The organism is Flavobacterium ginsengisoli, assembly GCF_029625315.1.
GTDB lineage: Bacteria > Bacteroidota > Bacteroidia > Flavobacteriales > Flavobacteriaceae > Flavobacterium > Flavobacterium ginsengisoli.
The window spans coordinates 14,092-37,300 of record NZ_CP121110.1; the positions used below are offsets into that span (position 1 = coordinate 14,092).

At 33.2% G+C, this 23,209-nt stretch carries 23 protein-coding genes and 1 tRNA gene; 7 read left to right on the forward strand and 17 right to left on the reverse strand.

The window, feature by feature from the left end; translation table 11 throughout:
• Window positions 1-86 precede the first annotated feature (86 nt).
• From P5P87_RS00060 to P5P87_RS00140, 17 genes are all read right to left on the reverse strand, one after another.
• The gene (locus P5P87_RS00060; RefSeq protein ID WP_278021071.1) at window positions 87-1,190 is read right to left on the reverse strand and encodes a hypothetical protein; all 1,104 of its coding nucleotides are present in this window, start codon (window positions 1,188-1,190) and stop codon (window positions 87-89) included.
• An 8-nt stretch (window positions 1,191-1,198) separates the two neighbouring features.
• A complete protein-coding gene (locus tag P5P87_RS00065; protein ID WP_278021072.1) occupies window positions 1,199-1,945 on the reverse strand; it encodes a RagB/SusD family nutrient uptake outer membrane protein in 747 nt (248 codons plus the stop codon).
• Window positions 1,845-2,099, reverse strand: coding sequence for a hypothetical protein (locus tag P5P87_RS00070; protein WP_278021073.1), 255 nt, complete (start codon window positions 2,097-2,099; stop codon window positions 1,845-1,847). The genes P5P87_RS00065 and P5P87_RS00070 overlap by 101 nt, the downstream gene beginning before the upstream one ends.
• Window positions 2,062-2,724, reverse strand: a complete 663-nt coding sequence (locus P5P87_RS00075) for a RagB/SusD family nutrient uptake outer membrane protein (RefSeq protein WP_278021074.1) — start codon at window positions 2,722-2,724, stop codon at window positions 2,062-2,064. Before P5P87_RS00075 ends, P5P87_RS00070 begins: the two co-directional genes overlap by 38 nt.
• Before the next feature lie 59 nt (window positions 2,725-2,783).
• Window positions 2,784-3,431 carry a hypothetical protein gene (locus tag P5P87_RS00080; protein WP_278021075.1) on the reverse strand — a complete coding sequence of 216 codons (648 nt, stop codon included), beginning with the start codon at window positions 3,429-3,431 and terminating at the stop codon, window positions 2,784-2,786.
• Complete coding sequence (locus P5P87_RS00085; protein ID WP_278021076.1) at window positions 3,376-4,467, reverse strand: TonB-dependent receptor domain-containing protein; 1,092 nt, start codon at window positions 4,465-4,467, stop codon at window positions 3,376-3,378. Before P5P87_RS00085 ends, P5P87_RS00080 begins: the two co-directional genes overlap by 56 nt.
• The gene (locus tag P5P87_RS00090) at window positions 4,415-5,587 is read right to left on the reverse strand and encodes a TonB-dependent receptor plug domain-containing protein (RefSeq protein ID WP_278021077.1); all 1,173 of its coding nucleotides are present in this window, start codon (window positions 5,585-5,587) and stop codon (window positions 4,415-4,417) included. Before P5P87_RS00090 ends, P5P87_RS00085 begins: the two co-directional genes overlap by 53 nt.
• Complete coding sequence (locus P5P87_RS00095; protein ID WP_278022836.1) at window positions 5,508-5,798, reverse strand: carboxypeptidase-like regulatory domain-containing protein; 291 nt, start codon at window positions 5,796-5,798, stop codon at window positions 5,508-5,510. Before P5P87_RS00095 ends, P5P87_RS00090 begins: the two co-directional genes overlap by 80 nt.
• Window positions 5,799-6,327: 529 nt before the next feature.
• Window positions 6,328-10,476 carry a two-component regulator propeller domain-containing protein gene (locus P5P87_RS00100; protein ID WP_278021078.1) on the reverse strand — a complete coding sequence of 1,383 codons (4,149 nt, stop codon included), beginning with the start codon at window positions 10,474-10,476 and terminating at the stop codon, window positions 6,328-6,330.
• Window positions 10,477-10,691: 215 nt separating this feature from the next.
• Window positions 10,692-12,986, reverse strand: coding sequence for a beta-glucosidase BglX (gene bglX / locus P5P87_RS00105; protein WP_278021079.1), 2,295 nt, complete (start codon window positions 12,984-12,986; stop codon window positions 10,692-10,694).
• Window positions 12,987-13,590: 604 nt separating this feature from the next.
• Window positions 13,591-13,917 (reverse strand): hypothetical protein, encoded by a 327-nt coding sequence (locus P5P87_RS00110; RefSeq protein WP_278021080.1) that lies wholly within the window; start codon window positions 13,915-13,917, stop codon window positions 13,591-13,593.
• Window positions 13,886-14,254 (reverse strand): hypothetical protein, encoded by a 369-nt coding sequence (locus P5P87_RS00115; RefSeq protein ID WP_278021081.1) that lies wholly within the window; start codon window positions 14,252-14,254, stop codon window positions 13,886-13,888. Before P5P87_RS00115 ends, P5P87_RS00110 begins: the two co-directional genes overlap by 32 nt.
• Window positions 14,255-14,831: 577 nt before the next feature.
• A tRNA-Tyr gene (locus P5P87_RS00120) sits at window positions 14,832-14,912 on the reverse strand.
• Between the two features lie 461 nt (window positions 14,913-15,373).
• Window positions 15,374-15,742, reverse strand: a complete 369-nt coding sequence (locus tag P5P87_RS00125) for a TlpA family protein disulfide reductase (RefSeq protein ID WP_278021082.1) — start codon at window positions 15,740-15,742, stop codon at window positions 15,374-15,376.
• Between the two features lie 36 nt (window positions 15,743-15,778).
• On the reverse strand, window positions 15,779-16,540 hold the full coding sequence (locus P5P87_RS00130; protein ID WP_198857907.1) for a DUF4369 domain-containing protein: 762 nt from the start codon (window positions 16,538-16,540) through the stop codon (window positions 15,779-15,781).
• A gap of 263 nt (window positions 16,541-16,803) precedes the next feature.
• Window positions 16,804-17,244 carry a KTSC domain-containing protein gene (locus P5P87_RS00135; protein ID WP_095931645.1) on the reverse strand — a complete coding sequence of 147 codons (441 nt, stop codon included), beginning with the start codon at window positions 17,242-17,244 and terminating at the stop codon, window positions 16,804-16,806.
• 386 nt (window positions 17,245-17,630) lie between these two features.
• Window positions 17,631-17,876: a hypothetical protein gene (locus tag P5P87_RS00140; RefSeq protein WP_198857908.1), complete on the reverse strand. Its 246-nt coding sequence runs from the start codon at window positions 17,874-17,876 to the stop codon at window positions 17,631-17,633.
• Window positions 17,877-17,958: 82 nt separating this feature from the next.
• Between P5P87_RS00140 and P5P87_RS00145 the strand changes: the two genes are divergently transcribed.
• The 7 genes from P5P87_RS00145 to P5P87_RS00175 all read left to right on the forward strand — a co-directional run bounded on the left by P5P87_RS00145 (window position 17,959) and on the right by P5P87_RS00175 (window position 23,133).
• The gene (locus tag P5P87_RS00145) at window positions 17,959-18,501 is read left to right on the forward strand and encodes a hypothetical protein (protein WP_198857909.1); all 543 of its coding nucleotides are present in this window, start codon (window positions 17,959-17,961) and stop codon (window positions 18,499-18,501) included.
• The gene (locus tag P5P87_RS00150) at window positions 18,501-18,647 is read left to right on the forward strand and encodes a hypothetical protein (protein ID WP_095931643.1); all 147 of its coding nucleotides are present in this window, start codon (window positions 18,501-18,503) and stop codon (window positions 18,645-18,647) included. The genes P5P87_RS00145 and P5P87_RS00150 overlap by 1 nt, the downstream gene beginning before the upstream one ends.
• A gap of 137 nt (window positions 18,648-18,784) precedes the next feature.
• Entirely contained in the window at window positions 18,785-18,964 is a 180-nt protein-coding gene (locus P5P87_RS00155; RefSeq protein ID WP_278021083.1) for a hypothetical protein, read from the forward strand.
• On the forward strand, window positions 18,936-19,334 hold the full coding sequence (locus P5P87_RS00160) for a YchJ family protein (RefSeq protein ID WP_233074180.1): 399 nt from the start codon (window positions 18,936-18,938) through the stop codon (window positions 19,332-19,334). The genes P5P87_RS00155 and P5P87_RS00160 overlap by 29 nt, the downstream gene beginning before the upstream one ends.
• A gap of 107 nt (window positions 19,335-19,441) precedes the next feature.
• Window positions 19,442-20,560, forward strand: coding sequence for a vWA domain-containing protein (locus P5P87_RS00165; RefSeq protein ID WP_198857910.1), 1,119 nt, complete (start codon window positions 19,442-19,444; stop codon window positions 20,558-20,560).
• Between the two features lie 157 nt (window positions 20,561-20,717).
• A complete protein-coding gene (locus tag P5P87_RS00170) occupies window positions 20,718-22,181 on the forward strand; it encodes a MoxR family ATPase (RefSeq protein ID WP_198857911.1) in 1,464 nt (487 codons plus the stop codon).
• A gap of 100 nt (window positions 22,182-22,281) precedes the next feature.
• A complete protein-coding gene (locus tag P5P87_RS00175) occupies window positions 22,282-23,133 on the forward strand; it encodes an EamA family transporter (protein WP_278021084.1) in 852 nt (283 codons plus the stop codon).
• Window positions 23,134-23,209 lie beyond the last annotated feature (76 nt).

Below are 23,209 nucleotides of genomic sequence, written 5' to 3' on the forward strand. Positions count from 1 at the left end.
TATAATTTTTTGTATCATTTTAGAGCTTATTTTATAAAAGAGGTCGTTTTGTTACGACCTCTTTTTATTTAAGTCTAAAAGTCTCTTTATTGGTAGCGAATTTTAATATTGTCAAATTTTATTACACTTGGATTTGGCGTATCTCCTTGAGCAATACCGACTTTAATTTCATTAATTTTAGAAGGATCTAACGTTGCCGCCGAATTTGAACCAAATCCGTAATTATCTTTAAAATCGCTTAATAATATTGTTTTGGTGATCCAGTTTACATCGGTCACTTTAAAATTATAGCCATAATTTACGCCATCAATAGTATTTAGCTGAATAGCAAATTGAGCACCTACAACATTTGCGCTTACATCAATGTCTATAAATGTTTTTAGGGCATCATTGTTTGAAGAGCTTAGGAAACTAGCTCCACCGCCAGCACTACTTCCGTTATAACCATTTGCAGTTGAACCAGACCATGCTAATGTTGCATAACTTCCTGTTGGGCCACCAGTGGTATTGGCATTAAAACTATCGATATCACCATAAGCACTCCAATCTTCTCTGGAACCGTTTCCGTCAAAATCAGACACAAGAACTACAGTTGCAAAATTGATTGTTTTTTTTGCAGAACCACCAGGAGTAGTAACGACCAGCTCTGATCCTGAAATTGCGTCTGAAGGTAAACCGATGATAATTGAAGATGATGATTTTAGTGTATAACTAAGTGTTTTTCCGCCCAAAGTGATGGAAGAAACATTGTAAAACCATGTTCCTTCAATTTCTAATGGAAACCCAGGAGTTGCTACCTCTGGAATTGTTTTTGTTATGGTAGGAGTAGGTTGTAAAATCTCTATGTTTTTGGTGACCGATCCTGTTCCTGTTACAAACGTAATAGGCTGTACACCAAATCTGCTTCCTAGTTTTTCGTCAAAAGGAATAGTAAAAATAAAAGCTTGATCTGAATTATAGTTTGGATTAAAACTGATGTTAATTTTATTGTCCAACGTAATTTTTTTTAATCCTTTTAAACCTTCACCTTCAACTCTGACCTTGTTTAATGGAAAGGCCTGATTAAGCAAATCGCCAGGTTCGGCAACCATTGCATCAACGCTTGCAGTAGGTGCATCATCATTTTGGCAAGCGACAAAAGAAACCAGTGCTAGAAGAATTATAATTCTATATGTTATTTTCTTGATCATAGTAAATGTTAGTTAAAGTTAAAAGGAACAGGAGGCTCTAATAACGATGGATTAGTATCAATAGCAGTTTGCGGTAAAGGCAATTCAAAGTAGTTGCTTCCAGGAGTTATTTTTCTTGAAATCAATACTGTTCTGTCATCATCAGAATAAAATCCAACTTCTTGTTGTGAAATAATAGCTGTTGCTTCCGCTAGACCACGGCGTTTTAAATCAAAGAAATATTGTCCTTCAAGTGCAAATTCAATTCTTCTTTCGTTAAATAAATCATCTCTTGTAAGAACTGTTTTAGCTGGTAATCCCGCTCTGGCTCTCACTTCATTAAAAGAGTCTAAAGCAGCTGCAGAAGTAGTTGAACTGGCTCCTGCCAAAATAGCCTCAGAATTCATTAGTAAAACGTCAGAATACCTTAGTATGATTGTGTTTTGCGAAGTTCTCATAAAAAACACATCGTTTCTTTCGGCAGCAGATCCTACAATATACTTTCTGAAATTAGTCGCAGTCGATGAGTATATTTTTTTATATCTGAAACCGCCTTGATTTTTTAACAATTCAGGATAAAAGTCACCATCTGTCATGATTGTGCTCTTTTTTCTAGTGTCATTTGGCTCAAAACCGCTTTGCAATGAAATAGAAGGCAGATAAACTCCCCAACCGTCACCACCGCCAGTTATTCCAGTACCACCAGGAACTATATACGCTTGATTTGTATTTTGCGTTCCCCATTCTGTAGCAACTGCCTTCCATTGCAGCCGCAAACATACTTTCGGCGCTATTATTATTTTCGGGACTGCTAAATAAGTTTCCGTACTCTTGAATTAAAGTGTATTGATTTCCGATAATTTTCTGAGTTAGAGTTGCACATTCTGCATATTCATTTAATGTCAAATGCACTTTTGCAAGAATTCCCATAGCAGACAAATTTGGTAACATATCCTTTTTTTACCGAAGTTGCTGGTAAATTTTCGATCGCATATTCTAAATCTTGTTTTATGAATTTGTAAACATCTGTAACAAGATTTCTTTTTGGTTGCGCAGCCGATCCTGCTTTGTTGATAATAGGCACAGCTCCAAAGCTTCTTACCAGATAGAAATAAGCATTGGCTCTCATAAACCTTGATATTGCTATGGCATTTTTATAAGATGCTTCTGGGAGCTCGCTTTTTCTGTCTTCAACCAAACTCATTAAATTATTAGATTGATCAATAACAGAAAACAAAGAAGTATATCCTTCTGTCAGGATTGGATTCTGCGAAGTTACCTGAGCGTCTTTAAATTGTGCATATGCACCATCAAATGTAAATGCGTTGCCAGCGTACATATCGCCAACTGCAATTAAGAATTTATCATTAAAAGTAAACCAAGGTTTAAAATACAAACTCTCGGCAATTCCATCAAAAGCGGTAATTCCTTCGGGTAAATCGCCAGGTGTCAATTGATTTTCAGATGGAGCATCCAAAAAATCATCAGAACAGGAAAATAAAGACAGCAATGGTATTACCATTCCGATCATAAAAAGTTTAAAAAGTTTTTTCATAACTATTATTTTTATTTTAACGACTATGAATCATTAAGTTAATTGTGTTTTTGTCGATTTTAAAACTCTAGATTTAGACCCATAGAAGTTATTCTCGGTACTGGGTATCTTCCTAGATCAATACCGCTAAGGGTTATATTTTGATCTAAATTTCCTAAAGCAGGATCAAAACCAGAGTATTTTGTCCATGTGTATAAGTTTTGGACATTGACATACAATCTAACTTTAGATATAATAGACTTTTCGAAGATTTTGCTTGGTAAATCGTAGCTCAAAGAAACATTCTGAATTCTTAAATAAGAACCATCTTCAACAAATCTATTTGAGATTCTTCCATTCCCATTTGGATCATTAAGCGTAATTCTAGGTTCATTCGTATTTTCATTAACTCCTGGTTCAAAAGCATTTAAAGCTCTTGTGCTCACATTTGCAAATCGATCTCCAAATCCAGGATAGATACCATCTGTATAGTGACGAGTAAAGTTGTAGATTTCATTGCCTTGGCTTCCCGTTAAAGCAATTGATAAACTGATGTTTTTGTATTTAAAGTTATTGGTAAATGAATAAGTGAAATCAGGTATTGCGCTTCCTATAGAAGTCTGATCTTTAGCATCAATTTTCCCATCATTATTAAGATCTTTAAAACGAATATCACCAATTCCTGTTCCTGTTTCCTGAATTGGACCTGCTGCTAATTCTGCTCGCATTTTTAAATATTCCATCTGTAACATATCCATAGAATTGTCCAACTGGCTGGCCTTCTGTAGTTCTAGTTACAGTATACAAGTCGAATTGAACTTTACCCAATAAAGATTTACCTGCCCCTTGAAAACTGGTAAGTTCATTATTGTATTTTGAGAAAATAATAGTACTATCCCAAGTAAAATTATCTGTAACAATGTTTCTTGTGTTTAAGGTAAGTTCGACCCCTTTAGTTTGAATTTCACCCGTATTCAAATAATAATTTAACGCACTTTGATTTGACTCATCATTGATTTGCTTAGTAAGGAAATTTGAAGAATGTTTTACATAATAATCAAAGTCTAATTTTACTCTATTGCTAAGCATTCCTAGTTCAAAACCAATGTTAAAAGACTTAAGAGATTCCCATTTAATATCAGGATTTCCTAAATTATCAATTGTTGGAGACACGCCTCCAAAAGGAGATGCAGTCAATGAAAGAATGGTTTGATATCTGTTAGCAGGAATGTTTTGATTTCCTACCGAACCATAACCACCTCTAAATTTCAGATAATTGACTGTATTAGATAAAGGTTCAAAAAAGCTTTCGTTACTAACAGTCCAACCTGCAGCAAATGATGGAAAATATCCCCATTTATTATTAGGTCCAAAGTTAGAAGAAGCATCAGCTCTTAAAGAAGCCGAAAAAGAATAGCGATTAGAAAAACTATAATTTAATCTCGAGATGTATGAGGTCATCGACCATCTTCCAGAACCATTTCCATTAACGGCGGTATCTATATCGCCTATGTTTAAGTTGGTAAAATCTTTGCTAAGGAAATCGCCCGATCTGTAACCGCTTAAATATTCGTATTGGCTTTCTTGTGCTTCCTGACCTAGTAAGAAAGTGAAATTATGTTTTTCACTAAATGTTTTATTATATGTCAAATAATTTTTTAAACTCCAGTAGAAACTTTGATCCTGCTGTTTAAAAGATTTATTTAATAGCTCAGATACATTTCCTAAAGTGTAGGCAGGGGCAAAAGAGCCGCTCTTTTGCAAAATTTAAATCATATCCCAATTCTGTTCTAAAAACCAATCCTTTCGTAAGAGTGAAATCGGCAAAGACATTTCCATTAATTTTGTATCGGTCTGCTTTTGCGTTATTGTATTCTGATAATGCAATTGGGTTGGTTGCCTCATTTGCAGAAGAACCTAAACCGCTTGTTGGGCCGGCATAAGAACCATCGGCATATCTAACAGGTAATTCTGGAGACTGCCTTAATGTATTCATTACTAAACCACCTCTGTCATCGTTTCGAACTACTTGTTGAGATGATCTGCTTATTGACATATTGTTGCCAATTTTAAGCCATGATTTTACATTTGAATCCACATTTAATCTCATAGACATTCTATTGAAATCTGAATTCATCACAATTCCTTCCTGATCAAAATAATTCAAAGAAGTATAATATCTTGTTCCGTCTTTTTCGCCTGAAAATGATATTTGATGATTATACATAGTGGCAGTTCTAAAAAGTTCGTCCTGCCAGTTTGTTCCATTGCCTAATAAATTTGGTTTTTGATATTGATAAGGAACTGGTTCTCCATTTAGTTTGAAGATTTTAGTCTGATAAGCGGCATATTGAGGCAAGTTTAAAACATCAACTGAATTTGCCACTTGCTGAGTACCTAAATAGGTTTCATAGGTAAAAGCCGACTTTCCTTTTTTTCCTTTTTTAGTTGTAATCAAAACGACACCATTCGCACCATTTGCACCATATATTGCCGTTGATGAAGCATCTTTTAGGATATCAATAGTTTCGATATCCGAAATATTTAATCCAGATAAAGCCGAGTTTTTAGTCTGCCCATTTCCTCCGCCTAATGCACTAAATGCAAATGAGTCGTTGTTTTTGTCTGCAAAAACAGGTGTTCCGTCAATTACATATAAAGGTTCATTTCCATTAATAGAGGTAATTCCCCTAATTTGCACCGAAATTCCTCCTCCTGGAGTTCCAGAATTTTGAGTAACATTTACACCTGCCGCTTTACCTACAAGAGCTTGATCGATGGAAATAAAAGGTTTGTCTTGAATTTCAGATGCTTTGATGGAAGAAATAGCACCATTTACATCTTTTTCTTTTTGAAGTTCCGTAGCCAATAACCACGACTTCATTTAATTTCTCAAGGTCATTAACCATGTTGACTACCATCACTGATTTTGTATCTGCTTGAAGGGATACAGTTTTGTAACCTATGTAGCTAAAAATCAATGTGCTTTTCGGATCTACATTGTTTAAAATAAATCCTCCGTCAAAATCAGTGGTTGTAGCATTTTTTGTTCCTTGTACTGCTACACCAACACCGGTAGGCCAAGACCTCCTGATGTTACTTTTCCTTTAACAGTTTGCGCAAAGAAAAAGTTTCCCCACATACATACTATTAAACATAATAGTTTTTTTAATGTTTTTTTCTGCATAAAAATTGGTCGATTAAGTTAGTTTGTTTTTACTTGTAAAATATTTAATAGAAGAGACTTTTACATGTTCAAAAGTGGAGCTATAAGAAGATTCTCTTTTTCTTAAAAATTTCTTAACGAAAGTAAAATGTAGTGTGCTCGCTATTGTAGAACGCATGAAGCATATTGTGCAACAAATGATGCAAAAAATGGGGATTAAGGGCTGTTATTGCTGAAAAGAAACAATTATGATATAAAACAGGCGATAAAGTATTGCTGAAAAAACTGCTAAAAAAATACCTTTTGTATAAAAAAGAAGCAGTAATATTTTAGATATATTAGATTTTGCTCTCAAATAACAGAAAAGATTTTTGAGGAAATTGACTTACAAAAAAAAGAGCTTCGATTATGGTATCGAAGCTCTTTTTTAGGCCATTCTCTATTTTAAAGAGATATTTTTAATGTTTGTTTTTTTGTTCTTTTTCTTGTGTGGGCAAATGTCCGTATTTAATCTTATAACATTTGGTGAAATAGGAGGGAGATGTAAATCCAACTTTATAGCTAATTTCATTAATATTATTATTTCCTTTTTCTATCAATTGTTTTGCCTTTTCTAATCGTACATTTCTAATAAATTCATTTACCGAAACGCCTGTTAAGGTCTTTATCTTTCGATACAGCTGACTTCTGCTTAGGAAAATTTTAGATGATAGCAATTCCACGCTTAATTCTGGTTCGCTGATGTTTTCGTTTATAAAATGCAGAATTTTTTGAATGAAATCATTATCAAGAGAAGTTGTTTTTTCTTTACCATCTTTTGTGATTCCGCTATAAAATTTCTTAAACATGATTTGTCTGCTCGTAATAAGCTGTGCTAGGCTAGATTTTAAGATGTCTAACTCAAATGGTTTACTGAGATAAATATCAGCACCTGAATCTATACCTTCTAATCGGTCTTTTACCATTGCTTTTGCCGAAAGCATTAATAATGGAATGTGGCTTGTTTTTAAATCGCCTTTTATTTTTTTACACATCTGCAGTCCGTCCATTACGGGCATTATAACATCTGTAATAATTAAATCTGGTAATTTCAGAACAGCAAGTTCGTAGCCTTTTTGACCATTTTCGGCGACAATAACTTTATATAATTTGCTTAGTTCCTGTTTTAGGTAGTTTCTCAATTCAGGATTATCTTCAACGATTAAAACAGTATATGGTTTTGCAGTTTCAGCAACATTTTCAGTTTGGTCTACATAATCATCTTGGTCGGTAGATTCAGATAGAAATTTAGTTTTAGTTTCTTCTATTTTTTTTGTTTTGTCCCCTTCAATTATTTCACTTTTCTTATACATAGATTTGCCTAAAGGAAAGGTTAATGTGAATTTTGTGCCTTGTCCTACCTGACTATCAACATCAATTCTTCCTTTATGAAGTTCCACAAATTCCTTTACAACCTCTAAACCAATTCCCGTACTTCCATAATAATCTTTATTTACATTATTGACCTGATAAAACCTGTCAAATATTCTTTTCAGATCTTTTTTGCGAATACCCGAACCTGTATCAGTAATCGTTATTGAAAAAGAAGGAACGATATTTCCATCAATTAGCAATAGATTATCGCCTTCTGATTTTGCTATAGAAATAGTGATTGAGCCATTATCGGGAGTAAATTTAAAAGCATTTGAAATAATGTTGAACAGTATTTTTTCGAGCATTTTAGGATCTAACCAGTCCTCAAGCTCATCAAATTCAGACTCAAAATTAATAGTAATATTTCGTGAGGCGGCTTCCTCATCAAAATAACCTCTAATTCCCTGTGTAAAGGCTACGACTTCAATTTTTCTGGCTTGAAGAAAAATTCTGTTGAATTCTAACTTATTAAAGTCCATAAGCTCATTGATAAGTCTGGAAAGCCTATCTGAACTTTTATGAACAATTTTTAATTTGTTATGTATTTCAGGAGATAAATTTTTACTTTTTAGAATATCTTCTAAAGGGTTGATAATTAGTGTTAATGGTGTTCTGAATTCATGCGAAATATTTGTGAAAAATTGCAGTTTATTATTGTTTAATTTCTCTGACTGAATATTTTTTTCTTTTTCTAAAATTATAGCCTGTTTTGCTTTAAAACGATTTTGATATATTTTATTAAGGTATATAGTTAGAAAAACCAGTATTGAAGTGTACAGTAAATAGGCCCAAATAGTTTTCCACCACGGCGGCAAGACTTTTATTTTTAATTCTAAAGGAACAGTATTCCACGAACCATCGGCATTTGCAGATTTTACTTTAAAAACATAATTACCTGGTGGCAAATTTGTATAAGTTGCGGCTCTGTTGTTTCCTACATAATTCCAATCTTTTTCAAAGCCTTGCAAATAATAAGCATATTGGTTTTTCTTAGAATAATTATAGTTAATTCCAACATATTCAATCGTAAAAACAGATTGCGTATGATTAAGAATGATTTCTTTACTCTGACCAATTACTTTGGTTAATGGAGAAGCATCTTCATTAGGTTTTACAGATTTATTGAATAATTTAAAATCGCTGAAATACAATTTTGGAGCTTTCTCTACTTTTTTGATCTCGCTAGGATTAAAATAATTTACTCCCTCATAACTTCCAAAATACAGTTCTCCATTTCCATCTTTAAAGACCGCATTGTTGTTGAAATCATTATCAATAAGACCGTCATCTTTAGTAAAGCTGGTACTTTTTTTGTTTTTTAAATCAAGTTTTGTTAATCCTAATCCGCCGCTAATCCATAGATAGCCATTGTTGTCGGCAATTATGGCGCGAACAGATTTTTCTTTAAAACCTGGAAAATTATTATAGTTTGAAAATGTTCTATCTTTTTTATTATAGCTAAATAATCCTTCGCCGTCTGTTCCAATCCATATTGTTTTATCGTTAGACTCATAGATTGATAAAATAGTTTGGATGCTGTTATATTTCGTTTTGTCGTCGAACATGGCATCGCGCATTTTGGTAACTTTAAAACCAGAATCGTCTTTTAAACTTACCTGATATAAACCCAAAATCGTTCCAACCCACAAAACATTATCAGAATCTACAAAAACTTTACGGATAAAAGCATTGTCCAAAGCGTGTTCTGTAAATGATTTTGTGTTGCAATGAACAAATGTATTGTTCTTATTGTCAAAATAATGCAGTCCTTTTATGAAAGTTCCTATCCAGATTCTGCCCTTCAAATCCTCTGAAAAACTAAAAATTCTATTCGATTTTAATCCTTCAGTATTGGCAGTATTATAATTTATGAATCGAGTAGTGCCATTTTTTAAAAAGTAGATTCCGCGATCCCAACTTCCTATCCAAATATTTTGCTTACTGTCTATGAATATGGTTTGAATATCAGCAGCGTCTAAGCCAGAATAATAACTTTGGCTGTTTTTATTTACATGAATGAAACTTTTATTGGTAAGATTATAAATGTCGAGACCGCCTCCTTCGTTACTGATTAACAGATCTCCTTTCTTGTCTTTTACAATTGAAGTGACATAGCTTGTCTGCAAAGAATTTTCGTTGTTGACTAGCGATTCAAGAGAATTAAATTTGTTATTTGGTTTGTCAAATACGCCAAGTCCTTTATTAAAATAGCCTAACCAGAGTCGCTTTTCTTTATCCTCATACAATGACCAGACAGAATTAGATTTTAAGCTAGAGTCATTATACTTGCTATGCAAATACTTCTGGATTACTTGGCCTTTATAGTTTACAATCAATAATCCATCATTTTCAGTACCACAAACTATATAATCTTGGTCGCTTTCTATAATTGATAAGATTTTGTTTTTGGTTATAAAATAATTTTCAAATTGGTAATTATCAGTTTCTGGCTTAATTTTAATCAGACCGTGTTCAGTAGTTCCCAGCCATATATATCCTAATTTATCTATGGCAAGATTTTCTATATCGTCCAATAAAGGTTCTCTTTTAAACTTGTCTTTATAAACCTGTTTAAGTTTGCCGTTTAAATCAAGTTCTAAGAGGCCATAACTAGTTCCTAAATAGATAATTCCTTGCTTATTTTTTACCGAAGATTTTATTAGGAAATTAAATTTATCCAGCACCTTTGACGGAATCAAAGTAGTTTTTAAAGTTTTTATGTTAAGTTTAAATAATCCAAAGCCATAAGTACCCAAGATTAAGTTTCCATTGTTATCTTGATTAATTGTCTTTACAGTAATGGGTTCATCATATCCTTTTCTGATTACATCCTCAATATTGATTTTGGTAAAATTATCTAAATCTCTGTTATATAAGCATAAACCGTCATCAGTACCAACCCATAAGTTATTGTCAGAATCAACAAAAGTGGAATAGATAAAGTTACTGTTTATTGAGCCCGAATTTTTATTGTATTCATATCCAAAATAATTCACCCCGTCATATCGATACAAACCAGTGCCATTTGTGCCTATCCAGATAAAACCATTTTTATCTTGAATAATGGAAGAAATAGCTCTTTTTGAAGTAGTTTCCTGTATGCTTCTAAATTGATAGTTATCAAATTTATCTTGAGAAAATAGGCAATTCAAACCTATAAAGTAGCATACAAGAATATATTTAATATTTTTCATTTAATAGTAGTATTGATCAATCCTCGCCGAAAACCCGTCTTTATTTTTTAAGTGTAATTAACAATATTAATAAAACTAAACAAAAAATATACTTTTAATTGTGAAATTTGTCATATTGTCAAAAACCTGAGTATGATTAATTAATAATCTCACTCAGGTTATTAGATTGCTTAAAACAACATATTTTATACAAATAGATATAGTGCTTTTTCGAATTAATTTAGTTCAAATTTTTCAGTAAGACCTTTATCAGAACTTCCTCCAACCATAATTTTAAAAGTTCCCGGTTCTACCAGATAATTTCCTTCGTTATCATAAAAACCAAGCTCTTTATCCGTTAAAGTAAAGCTTACCGTTTTAGTTTCCCCTTTTTTCAGATTAACTAATTCAAAACCTTTCAATTCTTTAATCGGACGGACGATGCTTGCAAATTCATCATGAATGTACAATTGAACCACTTCTTTTCCGTCGTAATTTCCAGAGTTTGCAACTTCAACGCTTATGTGAACTTTTTCACCTTTTGCAAAAGATGTTTTATCCAGTTTCAGGTTTTTATAATCGAAAGTGGTGTAGCTCAATCCAAAACCGAATGGAAATTGGGGCGTTTTCTCCACATCCATGTAATGCGACCAGAAAACATTTTTATCGCTATCGATTGGCCTTCCTGTGCTGTATTTGTTATAGTAAATCGGCACCTGCCCCACATTTCTAGGAAATGACATCGGCAATTTTCCGCTCGGATTGTAATCTCCGTACAAAACCTGCGCAACTGCATTTCCGGCTTGGGTTCCCAAATGCCAAGCTTCCACAATGGCCGGAACATTTTCTGCCGCCCACGGAATGCTCAGCGGACGTCCATTGTTTAAAACCAAAACCACATTCGGATTCACTTTGTAGATTTCTTCCAATAATTCCTGCCGCAAACCTGGCAGATTCAAATCGGTTCTGCTTCTCCCTTCACCGCTCTGGAATCCGTATTCGCCTAAAACCATTACTACGGCATCGGCATTTTTAGCCGCATTTTTAGCCGCTTCAAATCCGCTTCTGTCTGTTGTATTGAAAACGGTTTCCGTTAAGAAAGTTGCTTTCTGTTTTAATAAATCTGCCCCTTTTTCAAAAGTAAGCTGATTGCCTTTGTACTGCTGCATCCCTTCCAAAACCGAAACCGCGGTATCGTCTGAAACCGCAATTCTCCAGCTTCCCAACGGACTGTTTTTATCGTTTGCCAAAGCTCCGATCAAAGCGATTTTCTGACCTGATTTTTTCAGCGGAAGCAGATTCTTTTCGTTTTTCAGCAAAACGATCGATTTCTTTGCCATATCCAAAACGCCTTCGTTATTGGCTCTGCTTCCCACAACTTCTTTTTCGCGTTTTTCATCGCAATATCTGTACGGATCATCAAATAGTCCCAATTCAAATTTTACACGCAAAATTCTGCGAACCGCGTCATCAATTAAAGATTCTTTTACTTTTCCCGATTTTACCAGATCAACCAGTTTTGCAACGTACAAATACGATTCCATATCCATATCAGAACCTGCAATTACGGCTTTTGCCGCTGCATCGGCTTCATCTTTTGCATAACCGTGTGCAATCATTTCGCGGATTGAAGCATAATCGGAAATCACGAATCCGTCAAACTTCCATTTTCCTTTTAGAATATCCCTTTGCAAAAAGGCATTTCCAGTTGCAGGAACACCGTTCAAAGTATTAAACGAATTCATAAACGTGCGAACTCCAGCGTCAACCGTTGCTTCAAAAGGAGGCAAGACCGAATTGTACAATTTCGAATTACTAATGTCTACGATATTATATTCCAATCCTGCTTCAACATAACCGTAAGCCGCAAAATGTTTCGCACAAGCCGCAATCGTATTTGCTTTAGCCAAATCAGCAATGGTCTCTCCTTGAAAACCTTTAACTCGTGCATATCCAATTTTACTTCCTAAGTATGGATCTTCTCCCGAACCTTCCATCACACGTCCCCAACGCGCATCATTTGCCACATCAACATTTGGCCCAAAAGTCCAATTGATTCCGGATGCAGAAGCTTCATCTGCCGCAATCGCAGCCGATTTCTTAATCGCTTCCAAATCCCAGCTCGCCGCTTCTGCCAGCGGAATCGGGCTTAACGTCTTATAGCCATGTATCACGTCAAAACCGATAATTAATGGAATTCCCAAGCGGGTTTGTTCGACTGCAATTTTCTGCACTGCGCGCACTTCTTTAACGCCGCGAACTGTCAGCATCGATCCCACAAGGCCTTTTCTTAAATGCTCGTATTTCAGTTCGGCTGTTCCGCCTTTTGGCGCCGGTCCGGTAACATCCCAAAAGCCATTGTATTGGTTCATCTGCCCAACTTTTTCCTCCAGCATCATTAATGGCAGAAGCAGGTCTATGCGCTGCTCAACAGTTTTATTTTTATCCAGATACGGCTTCTTTTGTGCATTCATATTTCCAACAGTAAACAGAGCAAAAACTCCAATAGTTAGTAATTTTTTATTTTTCATTTGTGGTTTTAAGTTTTATTATTGAGGTTACTAAATTCAGATATACAATGCGCTTTATTATAGTATTTTTAATTGCTATAATAATCAGATTTCCAAACATCAAATGTTTGGTTTCTAAGAGTGTAAATTTAGTTTTGCAGTAATAATAATAGTAGCACATTTGAAGCATTATCTATGACAGATGATGCATAAAAAACTTTACTATCAATCAAACCACTAGATTTTTGCTATGTGTTTTGATTGATAGTAAGTTTTTTTTAAAAATAGATGTATGATTCTTTGAGATGAAAGCGCTAAAAAAAAGGAAGTTTTGGTTAAATAAAACTATCAAATATAGAAAGTGGTTTATTAAGTTCGTTTACTCCTCATATTTTATTTTTCTCCAAAACCGCCATAGTTTTTTGTGTCAAAATTGTAGGCAACTCCAAATATCGAGGCGCACTATTTTGTCACAAAACTAAGAGTTATTAGTATTTGCCATAATTTTAGGTTTCGTCCATTCGAACTTAAACTTCGTGGTCCTTTATTCAGCTGAGTTTTTAATTTCTAGAAAAGTGATGGATTCCAATTCTACCACAAAGAATTGACTGAAGAAAATTAATGTCTAAATTGTTTTTGTATAGCAAATTAAAGTAATAACGTTTACTTGTCTGGTGTTTTTTAATTTGTTGCGAGCAAGTCCGTAGCATTTCATAGATTTTAGACTTTCAATAAGAGCGTCTTTTGCAGAGAGGTAATCACTTAATTCTTGCTTAGTTTCTGGACATCTTGTATCACCCCATCTGCCAGCAAAATCTAACATAATACCATCTAAAAAATCACTACATGTATTGGCTCGTTCTGCTTTCTTTTCTAGATTTAAGCTTCCGACTAATCCAGTTAATGACCCTGCAATTAAACTAGTTAATGCTTGCTCCTTTTGTGTCTCCATCAGAAAAAAGACCATATATACCGCCTCCAACACCTACTACTGTACCAGTAATTACAAAAGCAGTTCCAGCTTTATTTGATTTTTTTCGTACAATTTCGTTTTTGTCTTTATATTCCTTGACCATTAATATAAAATCATTTCTGTCTTTCTCCCAAATTTTGCAATCACGTGTAGAAACTAGATTATTATTTGTTAAATTAGTGATTTCTGTTTTCAATGATTTTTGATAATCTAATAAAATACTATTTTGATTATTTGTAAAAGATTTTGTAGGACTGCAACTTGAAAATGTAGAAATAGCAACAAATAATACTGTAATCCATTTGAAAATTTTCATATAATTTGGTTTTAAGTTACGATACTATAAATTTTGATTTTTTATGTCATTTAATGTTTGGACTTAGATCTTAAGTAATGTCCAAATAAATTTGTTTTGAAAATCTTAAATAGATTTTCTTTTCACAATAAAAGTAGTTACATTTTTAATACTTCATTTAAGTAAAAGTACCTGATTTTTAATATTTTGTTCTGTTTTGCTGAATTTTAAATCCTGTCTTACTAAAAAAGTATTTCTCTATTTGGAATTCCATATTTGAAATTCCAAATCCCAAACTAAAACTGCTTTCCAACATAATCCTACTTTTTAAATTAATAAATGTAGAATAATATTACTACCAAATCAAGTCGTTAACCCCTGTAAGATAAGGGATTTTCACTGTTTCTGGTGCACTTTTCTGCGCGCCTGAAAGTGCACCAATTCTGTACCTTTAATTTTGTGAGCTTTTATAAATATTGAAAATAGGCCTAAAACGAAAAAAACCTGCAAATCATTGAATTTGCAGGTCTTCAGACATTTTTTATGGCTTTTTAAAAAGATTGAAAACTTAAAGTTCTCTGCCTTTTCGGCCTTTTCGTGGGGAGAGCAGGATTCGAACCTGCGAAGTTCACACAGCAGATTTACAGTCTGCCCTCGTTGGCCGCTTGAGTATCTCCCCGATCTCAGCTTATTGTGCTTTGTTATTCTTAGCGGTGGCAAAGATAGCAACGTTTTCTACATTTCCAAACAAAAAAACGACTTAATTTTAAGTTATTTTAAAGTTATTTTTTAATTATCTGAAATTGAATAAAATAAAAACAAGCTAAATTGAGTTTTTTTAAAAATTTTCACAAAAGAAAGAATATTCTTAAGTGTTGTCTATTGTTTTTACTTTGGGTTTTTTCTTCAATAAAGTTGTCAGGTACTACTTTTATTGATGTCTTAGACGGAATATTGAGAATATAATTTCTAATTTAATCTTGATTTGTAATTGTCTTTTTCTAATCGAAAAAAAGCAGGCAGTTTAAAAATTGTCATTGTAAATAACGTTTTTTAAGACGAGCTTCTGTTTTTAAGGCAATATGCCATAAAACAAAAAAATCTCCACGAGGGAGATTTTTTATTATTTTAAATAGAAGATTATTTTGCTAGCAATTCTTGAATTTTTGCTTTTAATTCATCGCCTCTTAAATCTTGCGCAACTACTTTTCCTGATGCATCAAGAATAAAAGTTGCAGGAATTGCTTCAACATTATATTGTCTTGCAATTGGTTCATCCCAAAATTTTAGATTAGAAACCTGAGTCCAAGTTAAACCATCTTTTGCAATAGCTTCTTTCCATTTTGCGACATCTTTATCAAGAGATACCCCGATAATGTTTAATCCTTTAGAATGAAATTCTTTGTATAAAGCCACAATATGCGGATTTTCCTGTCTGCATGGTCCGCACCATGATGCCCAGAAATCTACAATAGTTGCTTTTCCTAGACTTTCTTTAAGCGAAACCATTTTTCCTTCTGGATTCGGAGCCGAAAAATCTGCTCTTCATTTACCGCTACCTACCGCTGGAGCTGTAGCACCAACTGATGGCATTTTTGCTTGACCAAATCTAGTTTTGATTTCTTTTCCTGGAGCAGTATTTTTTATAGACTCATCTAAACCATTGTAAAGACCTTCTAATTTTTTCATATCAGCAGTTGGATCATTCAATAAACTTTGAATAATTAAAGCTGTAATGAAAGATTTTGGGTGATTTTCAGCATAAGCTAAATATTTCTTTTTGCTACCGTCTTGTACTTCTTTTTGGATTTCCATGTACTGTTTCATCAAGCCATTGATAGTTGCTGTATCTTGAGCTTGTTGAGCTTGTTTCATTTTGTCGTTGTTCTTTTTCTGGAAATCAATTAAACTTTTTTGAGTTTTGTTCATTTCTTCCATGAAAGTTACATACTCATCATTGTTGTAAGTTCCAGAAATTTTAGATTTGTGGATACTATCTTTATCAATAGCAATTTTAATTTCCCCAGTTTCTAAGATAAATGGGATAGGTCCGTTAGCACCTTGTAATATTAATGTATGGAAAGCTGGTTCAGTAACTTTTCCTTTAATTTCAAATTTTCCGTTTTCAACTTTTACTGTATCAAGAGAAACTGGCATTCTTGTAGCAGGATCCTGACCTTGCAAGATAATAGTTTTTCCATTTTCAATTCCTGTAGCAGTACCAGTAATAAGGTATTCTCCATCTTTAACTTTACTGCAAGAAATGATAGCTGCAGAAGCTGTAAGTACAAAAAGTATTTTTTTCATTATAAAAAATTAATTAGTTAATTGATTTGTGCAACAAAAGTATCTAAAATTATAAAACATACAGAATTTTGTAACCTAAAATTTTGTTATAGTTTTTTTTGTCTTAAAATGCATGAAATCAGCATGTTTGTTGGTCTAATTTGATCAAAAACTCTTAATAAGAAACTTATTTGGACTATCTGTGTTCAAATATTTGAATTTTAGGCATAAAAAAAGCACTCGTTTAATAGAGTGCTTTTTTGTAAAATATAGTAGAATAAAAACTATTCTTGATTTGTTTTCTTTCTCCAAGTAAAAGAGTTTAATATATGTCTTTTAGCGAATCTTGCTGGAGAATCTGCATTTACCATTTTTACGTAAGTTGCTTTTGGAACACTAATGTATTCGTAAACACTTCCGTTAGAAAAGTCAATAATTAAACGACCTTCAACAAATTTATAATCTGTTATAGAACAAGTTGAAATTGTTTCTGTGTACTCAGGTAAATTAAGTTTGATAGTATCAGGGTGAATACTTACTAAAAAGTGGTAAGCTTCGATAATCGTTTTACTTTTTTCTTCTGCTTCTTTTAAACCAGCTTCATTTCCCACAAATTTATCAGGATGAGATTCTTTCATCGCATTACGATAAATTGTCTTTAAATCTTTTAACTCTGCAGTTTTTTCTACGTTTAGTAACTTGCGGTATTCAACTATTTTTTTCATAAATAAAAGGTAACTACTTGTCTATTAGTTTGAAATCGTTTTGTTTTAGTTCAAATCGACAAATTTTTTGCAAAGGTACACTTTTTTTTAACTTTTCAGTTTTGATCGAAAAAATATTGAAAAAAGTTAACTGTAAGTTTATTTTACCCCAAAGTGCACAAGGATTTTTTTAACCGCAAAGTACGCAGAGAATTACGCAAAGCACACAAAGATTTTTTTGAGATTCATTAGAATGAAAAGTTCACAAAGCTATGTCTACACAAAGCTTTGCGAACTTAAATATTCTCAATCTTATAACACTCGGAAAAAATAAACTTAGCGTTCTTTGCGTTAAAAACTTAACCATTTCAACAAAAAACTTGAAACTTGAAACTTGAAACAAAAAACTATTCCGGCTTATGATTCGCTTTATCGAAGTTTCTTGATTTTTTAGGATATTTATCATAGCTCATGTCGCTTGGGTTTTCAATAACAGACTTTATTGTAATCCAATCGCCTTCTTTAAATTTAGCTTGAACCATTTTGTAGTCTAAAAGATATACGCCACAGAAATAATTATTATTTTCATCTTTTTCGATAATGCCAGTAAAAACTCCTTTTTGAGGCATATTTTGTTCTAAATCTTTAGACATGATTTTTTTGTTTTGAATTAAAGGAACAAAGGTAAGCAATTAATGTTTTAGGGAGTTCGCTGTAATCTGAGTATATTTGCACATGCAAAAAAACTTTAAACCACATCCTAATTCTTTTAAAAATACGTTTTGTGCTTTTAATGAAGTACTTGCAAATTCAATTCAAGGATTGAAAAAACAATTTGAAAGCAAAGCAGGAAGCGCCTATTATTATACAGAAGAAGGAATGTATCGCGTTTCGAATCATTGGGGAAGATTGGCCAATAGTAAATGGCGTTTAATTGCCCGAAATCCAGAAACGGAATCAAAAACTAAAATTGGTTTTGCAAAGTGGGAAGAATTTTATCCTGATAATGCCGAAGAAAAGCTCTACTATATTAAAGCCGATTTTGAAAACAACCTTGCCAATTACGAGCACAAAAATAATCCTGAATATGACGGAAAAGCAGTTTTAAGAACGAGTTCTGAAACCACAAAACGGTTGAAACAGATTAGAAACCTACAGCAGCTGACCAATTGGGCAAAACATTTTGACTATGACGATATTGTTGATTTGCGAAAACAAATTATCAACGAATTGATTTTTACTGAAAAAACGTTAGAACAAATTAAAAGAGAAGTGTAATGGGACGTAATAACGAGAGGAACATCAAAAAGCACAACGATAAATTGCATAAAGCCCAGGCAAAAGCCAAACAAGCAGAAATTGCAAGAAAAGAAAAATTAAAGGAAATCGTAAAGAAATTCAACGAAAGTAAAAACGAAGAGTAAATAAATAGTTTCAAGTTTTAGGTTTCATGTTACAAGTTAGCAGAGCAAACCTGAAACTTGAAACCTGAAACAAAAAAAAGTAATGAATAGTAAATTCGAAACACTAAAAGCAAACGTACAGGAAATCATTGATTTGATTGCTCGCGAAAAACGATAGAGAAGCAAACAATAAATTATTGGAAGTAAGCGAAACACTTGACGAAATGATTGATTTTGCTGAAGAAGATGAAGAGGTGAGAGAAATCACTCGTTATCAGGTTTTGTTGAATCAGCTTCATGTAAAAATTAATGGAGAAGAACCAGTTGATGGAGAATAAAAAATGTTTTTGCGATACAGGATTGCTTTTTGAAAATTGCTGTGAATTGTATTTAAGTGGTAATCAAAAAGCCCCTTCAGCATTGGCTTTAATGCGATCTAGATATTCGGCGTATGCAACTCATAATGCCGATTATCTTATGGAAACAACTCATGTTTCTGAAAGAAAATACTATTCAAAAGCTGAAATTTTAAGATGGGCTGTTTCTAATAAATGGCAGAAACTAGAAATATTGAGTTTTACTGAAAATACAGTCGAATTCAAAGCTTATTTTTTAGATTCAAACAATAATCCGCAAGTACATTACGAATTCTCTACTTTTAAATTCGAAAATGGTGCTTGGTATTATGTAGACGGAAAGTTTGAATAATTATTATATCTAACACTGTTAGTCTGCGGATTTTGGTTAAATATTTTAACTAAAAATTAATAAACGATTCGTTTTTCATAATTCTAAAAAGATGTAATTTTAGATTTATGAAAAACGAATTTAAAAAAGGCTTTTATTTTAAGACTTACGAAGCTCCTTTTCAGTCTCCGTTTGACAAACTTTTTACGATTTTTAAAGAGCTAATCACCCATACTTCGGGCGATTTTGATGAAGCAATAAACTGGCTTCGGGAACTGGACAAAGAATATAAACTTACAGACGAAAATTATACCATTGACGACTTTATTGAAGATCTGAAGAAGAAAGGATACATTAGAGATGAAGTAAAAGGAGATGGAAGTTCTGGTTTCGGAATTACTGCAAAAACCGAAAGAGCCATTAGACAGCAAGCTTTAGATCAGATTTTTGGAAACTTGAAAAAATCTGGGAGCGGAAATCATAAAACAAAATATGCGGGAAGTGGTGATGAGCATACGGGAGAATTCCGTGAATATAATTTTGGCGACAGTTTAGAAAGAATTTCTTTAACCGAAAGCCTTCGAAATGCTCAAGTTAATAACGGTGTCGATAGTTTTATGCTTACTGAAAATGATTTGATCGTAGAAGACGCCCAATACAAAGCGCAAATGAGTACGGTTTTGATGATCGATATCAGTCATAGTATGATTTTATACGGAGAAGACCGAATTACTCCTGCCAAAAAAGTAGCCATGGCTTTGGCAGAGTTAATCACAACAAGATACCCAAAAGATACGTTAGATATATTGGTTTTCGGGAATGATGCTTGGACAATTCCGATTAAAGATTTACCGTATTTACAAGTTGGTCCTTATCATACTAATACGGTTGCTGGTTTGCAATTGGCGATGGATATTTTGCGTAGAAAGCGAAATACCAACAAGCAGATTTTTATGATTACGGACGGAAAACCAAGTTGCGTTCGTGAGCGTGATGGCTCTTATTATATGAATAGTAATGGTTTAGACGAATACATTGTCGATAAATGCTACACTCAGGCACAACAGGCAAGAAAACTCCATATTCCGATTACGACTTTTATGATTGCTAGAGATCCGTATTTACAGCGTTTTGTGAATCAGTTTACAGAAGCTAATCAAGGAAAAGCATTTTATACCGGAATAAAAGGTTTGGGTGAAATGATTTTTGAAGATTACGAAGCAAATAGGAAGAAGAGGATTAAGTAAGTTGCTAAGGTTCTAAGACGCTAAGATACTAAGGTTTCTTTGCATACGCATATAAACGTTGCGTATATTGTAGAGACGCACCGCAGTGCGTCTAAGCACAGTAATGACACAAAGCATTGTCATTAAAAAATAAATAAACAAACTATATTTCAACACAATGGAAATAAATACTATAAAGACATTAGGTCAATTAAAAGCCACTGGATATAAAACTACAAGCATTAAGGATGAATTGCGAAATAATCTACGTGAAAAAATCAAATCGGGAAAACCTGTTTTTGAAGGCGTTCATGGATTTGAGAATACCGTAATTCCAGAATTGGAGCGCGCAATTTTATCTCGTCACAATATTAATCTATTAGGACTTCGCGGTCAGGCAAAAACGCGTTTAGCTCGCAAAATGGTAGAATTATTAGACGAATATATTCCGTTTGTGGAAGGTTCAGAAATTAATGATGATCCGTTAAATCCAATTTCTCGTTTTGCAAAGGATTTAATTGCTGAAAAAGGAGATGAAACACCGATTTCATGGTTGCACAGAAGCGAACGTTTCTTCGAGAAGCTGGCAACGCCAGATGTAACCGTTGCCGATTTAATTGGTGATGTCGATCCGATAAAAGCGGCAAATTTGAAGTTGTCGTACGCAGATGATCGTGTAATCCACTTCGGAATGATTCCGAGAGCGAATCGCTGTATTTTTGTTATTAATGAATTGCCAGATTTGCAAGCCAGAATTCAAGTAGCGTTATTCAACATATTGCAGGAAGGTGATATTCAGATTAGAGGTTTCAAATTGAGAATGCCTTTAGATATGCAATTTGTTTTCACTGCAAATCCAGAAGATTATACCAACAGAGGAAGTATTGTAACGCCTTTAAAAGATAGAATTGGTTCACAAATTCTAACGCATTATCCGGAAAGTATCGAGATTGCCAGAACGATTACTGAGCAAGAGTCTAAATTAGATCAAAATCAGACTGATGTTGTATATGTTCCGAGTTTAGCGAGAGATATTTTAGAGCAAATTAGTTTTGAAGCTCGTGAAAGCGAATATATTGACAATAAAAGTGGTGTAAGTGCCAGAATGAGCATTACGGCGTTTGAAAATTTAATAAGTACAGCTGAGCGTCGCGCATTGATTTCAGGTGTCGATAAAACGACTTTACGTTTATCTGATTTTATCGGAATTATTCCAGCCATTACAGGTAAAGTAGAATTAGTTTATGAAGGAGAGCAGGAGGGAGCCGATGTTGTGGCTGAAAGCTTAATTGGTTCTGCAATCAGAACTTTATTCCCTGAATATTTTCCTAAAATCGAAAAATTGGAAAAACCTGATGAAAAAACACCATACTCAGATCTTGTGGAATGGTTTTTTGCCGAGAGCGGTTTCGAGTTGTTAGATGATGCTTCTGATAAAGAGTATAAAAGCATTCTAGATGAAGTGGCTCCTTTAGATGATTTATTGAAAAAATACCAGCCTCAATTAGCAAAAGAAGATGTATATTTTATGAAAGAATTTATTCTTTGGGGATTGGTAGAATATAAGAAACTGAGCAAAGACCGTTTTGCAAAAGGAAGTCAGTTTAGAGATATTTACGGAAGTTATATTAGTAAATTTTAAAAACATAATATTAAAATATAATCTGGTCTAGCTGGTTTTTTAAAACCGGCTGGACTTTTTTATTTTACAATAGCTACTTTTACAATCCAAAAATAAATTTATGTTATTTCTTATATTAAGTATTCTTTGCAGTGTTATTGTAGGTGTTATATTCAAAATTTCTAGAAAATATAATGCTAATCCGTCGCAAATTATTTCGTTTAATTATATCGTCGCGATTACGCTTTGTTACTTTACTTTTGCGCCAGATCTAAATGCATTAGACAATAAAGCACCATTAGAAATCTACACTTCTGTTGGAATTTTACTTCCGATTTTATTTCTGTTTTTAGCACTTTCTATAAAGTATATGGGAATTGCAAAGACAGATGCAGCGCAAAGATTGTCGTTATTTATTCCTATTCTGGCAGCTTGGCTCTTGTTTAATGAAGGATTTAATACTTATAAAGTTATAGGAGTTCTAGTTGGTTTTGTCGCACTTTTATTCATCTTAAAAAAGCCGTCAGACAACGCAGAAAACAAATGGATTTATCCAGCAACAGTTTTACTTGGTTTTGGAGTTATAGATATTCTTTTTAAGAAAATAGCCTTATATACTGTCGTTCCTTATACAACATCTTTGTTTTTTGTCTTTCTAATTGCTTTTGCTGTTTCTATTCTTATAGTGATTTACAAGTTCTTTATAGCAAAAGAAAAGTTTGTTTTAAAAAGCATTCCTTTTGGAATATTGGTCGGCGTTTTTAACTTCGGAAATATATTATTCTACTTAAAGGCTCATAAAGCATTTGCAGAAAATCCGTCAACGGTCTTTGCAGGAATGAATATGGGCGTAATTATTTTAGGAACTCTTATCGGAGCTTTTTTCTTTAAAGAGAAACTTTCAAAAATTAATATTTTAGGTTTGTTTTTGGCTCTTATAGCAGTTGTTTTTATATTTTTATCACAATTATAGTAATTTTTTTTAGTTCATAAACCTTTAATTTACAGTTGCTTTTGTAAGTAAATTAAAAATCTTTTAAATTAACCCT

What these genes read in the sequence shown, in the direction of transcription:
- P5P87_RS00135 (WP_095931645.1), bottom strand. Translation starts at nt 17,244, where the DNA reads ATGAAAAAAATAGTTGAATACCGCAAGTTACTAAACGTAGAAAAAACT.
- P5P87_RS00165 (WP_198857910.1), top strand. Translation starts at nt 19,442, where the DNA reads ATGAAAAACGAATTTAAAAAAGGCTTTTATTTTAAGACTTACGAAGCT.
- P5P87_RS00115 (WP_278021081.1), bottom strand. Translation starts at nt 14,254, where the DNA reads ATGAAAATTTTCAAATGGATTACAGTATTATTTGTTGCTATTTCTACA.
- P5P87_RS00090 (WP_278021077.1), bottom strand. Translation starts at nt 5,587, where the DNA reads ATGAAGTCGTGGTTATTGGCTACGGAACTTCAAAAAGAAAAAGATGTA.
- P5P87_RS00140 (WP_198857908.1), bottom strand. Translation starts at nt 17,876, where the DNA reads ATGTCTAAAGATTTAGAACAAAATATGCCTCAAAAAGGAGTTTTTACT.
- P5P87_RS00075 (WP_278021074.1), bottom strand. Translation starts at nt 2,724, where the DNA reads ATGAAAAAACTTTTTAAACTTTTTATGATCGGAATGGTAATACCATTG.
- P5P87_RS00080 (WP_278021075.1), bottom strand. Translation starts at nt 3,431, where the DNA reads ATGCGAGCAGAATTAGCAGCAGGTCCAATTCAGGAAACAGGAACAGGA.
- P5P87_RS00110 (WP_278021080.1), bottom strand. Translation starts at nt 13,917, where the DNA reads ATGGAGACACAAAAGGAGCAAGCATTAACTAGTTTAATTGCAGGGTCA.
- P5P87_RS00160 (WP_233074180.1), top strand. Translation starts at nt 18,936, where the DNA reads ATGGAGAAGAACCAGTTGATGGAGAATAAAAAATGTTTTTGCGATACA.
- bglX (WP_278021079.1), bottom strand. Translation starts at nt 12,986, where the DNA reads ATGAAAAATAAAAAATTACTAACTATTGGAGTTTTTGCTCTGTTTACT.
- P5P87_RS00060 (WP_278021071.1), bottom strand. Translation starts at nt 1,190, where the DNA reads ATGATCAAGAAAATAACATATAGAATTATAATTCTTCTAGCACTGGTT.
- P5P87_RS00130 (WP_198857907.1), bottom strand. Translation starts at nt 16,540, where the DNA reads ATGAAAAAAATACTTTTTGTACTTACAGCTTCTGCAGCTATCATTTCT.
- P5P87_RS00070 (WP_278021073.1), bottom strand. Translation starts at nt 2,099, where the DNA reads ATGGGAATTCTTGCAAAAGTGCATTTGACATTAAATGAATATGCAGAA.
- P5P87_RS00175 (WP_278021084.1), top strand. Translation starts at nt 22,282, where the DNA reads ATGTTATTTCTTATATTAAGTATTCTTTGCAGTGTTATTGTAGGTGTT.
- P5P87_RS00145 (WP_198857909.1), top strand. Translation starts at nt 17,959, where the DNA reads ATGCAAAAAAACTTTAAACCACATCCTAATTCTTTTAAAAATACGTTT.
- P5P87_RS00150 (WP_095931643.1), top strand. Translation starts at nt 18,501, where the DNA reads ATGGGACGTAATAACGAGAGGAACATCAAAAAGCACAACGATAAATTG.
- P5P87_RS00100 (WP_278021078.1), bottom strand. Translation starts at nt 10,476, where the DNA reads ATGAAAAATATTAAATATATTCTTGTATGCTACTTTATAGGTTTGAAT.
- P5P87_RS00125 (WP_278021082.1), bottom strand. Translation starts at nt 15,742, where the DNA reads ATGGTTTCGCTTAAAGAAAGTCTAGGAAAAGCAACTATTGTAGATTTC.
- P5P87_RS00170 (WP_198857911.1), top strand. Translation starts at nt 20,718, where the DNA reads ATGGAAATAAATACTATAAAGACATTAGGTCAATTAAAAGCCACTGGA.